Origin of the sequence: Hymenobacter coccineus (genome assembly GCF_001816125.1) — a bacterium.
GTDB lineage: Bacteria > Bacteroidota > Bacteroidia > Cytophagales > Hymenobacteraceae > Hymenobacter > Hymenobacter coccineus.
Map to the genome: position 1 here is coordinate 1 of NZ_MDZA01000181.1, position 4,470 is coordinate 4,470.

Annotated in this window: 2 protein-coding genes and 1 pseudogene; all 3 read left to right on the forward strand. The window is 61.0% G+C overall.

Annotated features, from left to right (window positions below; translation table 11 throughout):
* Positions 1 to 319: pseudogene (locus BEN49_RS11680) on the forward strand (xylose isomerase); the annotation flags it as partial.
* Positions 320 to 581: 262 nt separating this feature from the next.
* Entirely contained in the window at positions 582 to 1,697 is a 1,116-nt protein-coding gene (locus BEN49_RS11685; RefSeq protein WP_083326017.1) for an endo-1,4-beta-xylanase, read from the forward strand.
* A gap of 108 nt (positions 1,698 to 1,805) precedes the next feature.
* The gene (locus tag BEN49_RS11690) at positions 1,806 to 4,469 is read left to right on the forward strand and encodes a glycosyl hydrolase 115 family protein (protein ID WP_083326018.1); all 2,664 of its coding nucleotides are present in this window, start codon (positions 1,806 to 1,808) and stop codon (positions 4,467 to 4,469) included.
* Position 4,470 lies beyond the last annotated feature (1 nt).

The following is a 4,470-nucleotide window of genomic DNA, read 5'->3' on the forward strand; positions in this document are numbered from 1 at the left end:
CACGCCGGGCGGCATCAACTTCGACGCCAAAACGCGCCGTAACTCGACCGATTTGGAGGACATTTTTGTGGCCCACATTGCGGGCATGGACACGTTTGCTCGCGCCCTCGTCACGGCCGATGCCATCTTGGAAAAGTCTGCCTACAAGCAGTTCCGCACCGACCGCTACGCTTCGTTCGACGCGGGCAAGGGCGCGGAGTTCGCCCAGGGCGGCCTCACGCTGGAAGACCTGCGCAAAATTGCGCACGAGTCGGGCGAGCCCACGCCCCGCAGCGGCAAGCAGGAGTGGCTGGAAAGCATCATCAATCAGTATATCTAGGCTGGTAGTTGACTACGAAACACGTCGTCCTGCACTTGTCGAAGCATCTCTGCCGCTTCGTTAATCTTTCATCGGTTAACTGGAGTAATGTGACGGGGGAAGGTATTCGACAAGCGCAGGACGATGTGTTTTTGGGCCCCGGTTATGAGCGGATAGGGCCCCGACCGGCCGCCCTACCCCCTCCGTTCCGGCCGTTGGCCACCGACGCTGATTTGAGAAACTCGGAGGCGGCAATGTTGCCCTTCCTGACCCTGCTATGCGTATGAAAACCAGTAAGATACTGTCCTGCACCGCGTTGGCTGCCCTTGCGCTGGGATTTGGCCCCAAAGCCGTCCCCACCCTGAAAGCGGTGTATAAGAAGGACTTTTACGTGGGCGCCGCCCTCAACAACCGGCAGGTTAGCGGCCGCGATGCCAAATCTACGGCCCTGATTAAGGAGCAATTCAATACCATCAGCCCCGAAAACCTGCTGAAGTGGGAGGCCGTGCACCCGCAGCCCGACCAGTACAACTTCAAGCCCGCCGACGACTACGTGGCTTTCGGGCAGCAAAACAAGATGTGGGTTATCGGCCACACGCTGATGTGGCACCAGCAAACGCCCAAATGGGTGTTTGAGGACGCGGCGGGCAAGCCGGCCACCCGGGAGATGGTTCTCAAGCGGCTCGAAGACCACATCAACACGGTGGTGGGCCGCTACAAGGGTAAAATCGCGGGCTGGGACGTGCTCAACGAAGCCATCGACGACCAGCAGGGCGACCTGCGTAAAACCAAGTGGCTGGAAATCATCGGCGAGGATTTTGCCGCTAAAGCCTTTGAATACGCGCACAAGGCCGACCCGAAAGCGCAGCTCTACTACAACGACTATAGCCTCTACCGCCCCGAAAAGCGGGAGGGCGTTATCAAGCTGGTGAAGAGTCTGCAAGCCAAGGGCATCAAGGTAACGGCCATTGGTATGCAGGGCCACTATGGCCTCACCAAGCCGAGCATTGAGCAGGTGGAAGCCAGCATTGTGGCGTTTGCGAAGCTGGGCGTCCACGTCAATTTTACGGAGCTGGACATCGACGTGCTGCCCAACCCGAGCCGCCGACAGGGCGCCGATATTGCCGACACGTTTACTGCCGACGCCAAATACAACGTGTACACCACCGGCCTGCCCGACTCAGTGCAGCAGCAGCTCACCAAGCGCTACGCCGACCTATTTGCCCTGTTCCACAAGCACCGCGATGTGATTGACCGCATCACGCTCTGGGGCGTCACCGATGCCGATTCGTGGCTGAACAACTGGCCCATTCGGGGCCGCACCAGCTATCCCTTGCTTTTTGACCGGAATTTCCAGCCCAAGCCGGCCTTTCAGGCGGTGGTGCAAGCGGCTAAGTAGGAGTTTGCTCGCTGACTTCTTGAATAATTGATTATCGCCCTCCGCGGGCGCCTCCCCCCGCGGAGGCGATAATCAATTATTCCTACCCCGACATTAACGTTTGCTCCGATGATTCTTCCTCCCAGCCGTTCCATTTCCACACGCGGTTCACTGTGGCTGGTGCTCTTGCTTTTGCTGAGCAGCGCCGCCGCTCAGGCCCAGCCGAAACCCGGTGCCAAAAAGGCCGGTGATTTTACCTTGGCGGCTAATGGCAAAACGGCCGCCATCTTCGCCAGCGGCAACGACTGGCCGGGGGTGCTGCGCGCCGCCCGCGACCTGCAGGCCGACGTGCAGCGCGTGACCACGCTCACGCCCGCCTTTAGCACCACCAAAGCGCCGAGCGGCAAGGAGGTTGTCCTCATTGGCACCCTCGGTAAAAGTGCGCTGATTGACGCGTTGGTGAAGCAGAAGAAGCTGGATGTGAGTGGGGTAGCGGGCAAGTGGGAGGTATTTGTGCGGCAGGTGGTAGCTAACCCGATGCCGGGCGTGGACCGGGCCCTGGTGATTGCCGGCAGCGACAAGCGCGGTACCATTTACGGCATCTATGATATTTCGCAGCAGATTGGCGTGTCGCCGTGGTATTGGTGGGCCGATGTGCCGGTGAAACCGCAGCGCACGCTGCTCATTTCGGCCGCCCGCCACACGCTGGGCGAGCCGGCGGTGAAATACCGCGGCATTTTCCTGAATGACGAGGCTCCCGCGCTCACGGGCTGGGCCAAGGCGAAGTTCGACGGCATCAATTCCAAGATGTACGTGCACGTGTTTGAGCTGCTGCTGCGCCTGAAGGGCAACTACCTGTGGCCCGCCATGTGGGGCAACGCCTTCAACGACGACAAGCTGAGCCCGGTGCTGGCCGACGAGTACGGCGTCGTGATGGGCACCTCGCACCACGAGCCCATGCAGCGCGCCCAGCAGGAGTGGAAGCGCTACGGCCACGGCCCCTGGAACTACCAGACCAACGACACTACCCTGCGCCGCTTCTGGCGGCAGGGCATCCGCAACATGGGCAACCACGAAAGCATCGTAACGATGGCCATGCGCGGCGACGGTGACGAGCCCATGAGCGAGGGTAGCAATATTGCCCTGCTCGAAAAAATAGTGACCGACCAACGCCAGATTCTGGCCGAGGAGACCCACAAGCCCGCCGACCAGACGCCTCAACTCTGGGCGCTCTACAAGGAGGTGCAGGACTACTACGATAAGGGCATGCGTGTGCCCGACGACATGACCCTGCTGCTCTGCGACGACAACTGGGGCAACCTGCGCAAGCTGCCCAAGCTCGGCGACAAGCCCCGCAAGGGCGGCTACGGCATATACTACCACTTCGACTATGTGGGCGGGCCGCGCAGCTACCGCTGGCTGAATACCAACCCGCTACCCCGCGTGTGGGAGCAGATGCACCTGGCCCACGAGAACGGCGTGAACCAGATTTGGATAGTAAACGTGGGCGACCTCAAGCCGATGGAGCTGCCAATTTCGTTCTTCCTCGACTACGCCTGGAACCCCGACAACATCAAGGCCAACCAGGTTGCGGCCTACACCCAGCACTGGGCGGCTCAGCAGTTTGGGCCAAAATACGCGGTGGACATTGCCGACATTATGGCTAAGTATGCCAAGTACAACGGCCGCCGCAAGCCCGAGTTGATTTCCCCCGAAACCTATAGCCTGGCCACCGGCGAATGGGCGACCGTAGTAAGTGAGTACAACCAGTTGCTCACCCGCGCCGAAGTTATCAACCAGCAGTTGCCCGCCGCCGACCGCGACGCTTTTTACGAGCTAGTGCTGCATCCGGTGCAAGCCTGCGCCAACCTCAACGAAATGTATTACACGGTGGCCCTCAACCGGGAAGCGGCCAAGACCAACCAGCCCAATACCAACGCCCTGGCCGAAAAAGCAAAGGCGCTGTTTGCCAAGGATGCCGAAATAAAGGCGCGCTACCACGCCGTAGCCGGCGGCAAATGGGACCACATGATGGACCAGATGCACATCGGCTATACCTCCTGGCACGATGAGCGCGCCGACATCATGCCCGCCGTGATGACGCTGGCCGCCGGCGCCGTAGCCACGCCCGTACCCGCCCCCGCGCCGCCCGCCGCCGATGCCTACGTGTCGCTTGAGGCGGAGCAGTACACGAAGGCCATCAACGCCGGCCCCATCACCTGGCAGCGCCTGCCCGATTTGGGCCGTACGGCGGGGGCCGTCAGCGCTTACCCCACCAACGCCGCGCCCACGGCCACACCGGGCGGCAGCAGCCCGCACCTGGAGTACCGCATTAATCTGACCCAGGCCGGCCCCGTGACGGTGAGCGCCTACCTGGCCCCAACGCTGGACTTCACCAACACCACTGGCCTACGCTACGCCGTGTCGCTGGATGAGGAAGCGCCGCAGATTATCAACCTGCACACTGGGATGAAGCCCGGCGAGAGCAACCTGATTTGGGAAAAAGCTGTGGCCAACGACATTATTCTCAAAACCTCGCAGCACAATGTGGCCGCGGCCGGCGCGCACGTGCTTAAATTCTGGCGCGTCGACCCCGGCGTGGTGCTCGAAAAGCTGGTCGTGAGTAAGGGCGATTTGCCCGCCAGCTACCTAGGCCCGCCCGAAACTAACGCCCCAAAAGCCACTGTTCCTGCTACTAGAGCCTGTTATGAACTTGCGGCGTGTCGGGCGAGCATGATGCAGGCGAAGACGACGAAATGGAGTTGCTGCAAGCTGACGCTGAGTCGCTCGTAGT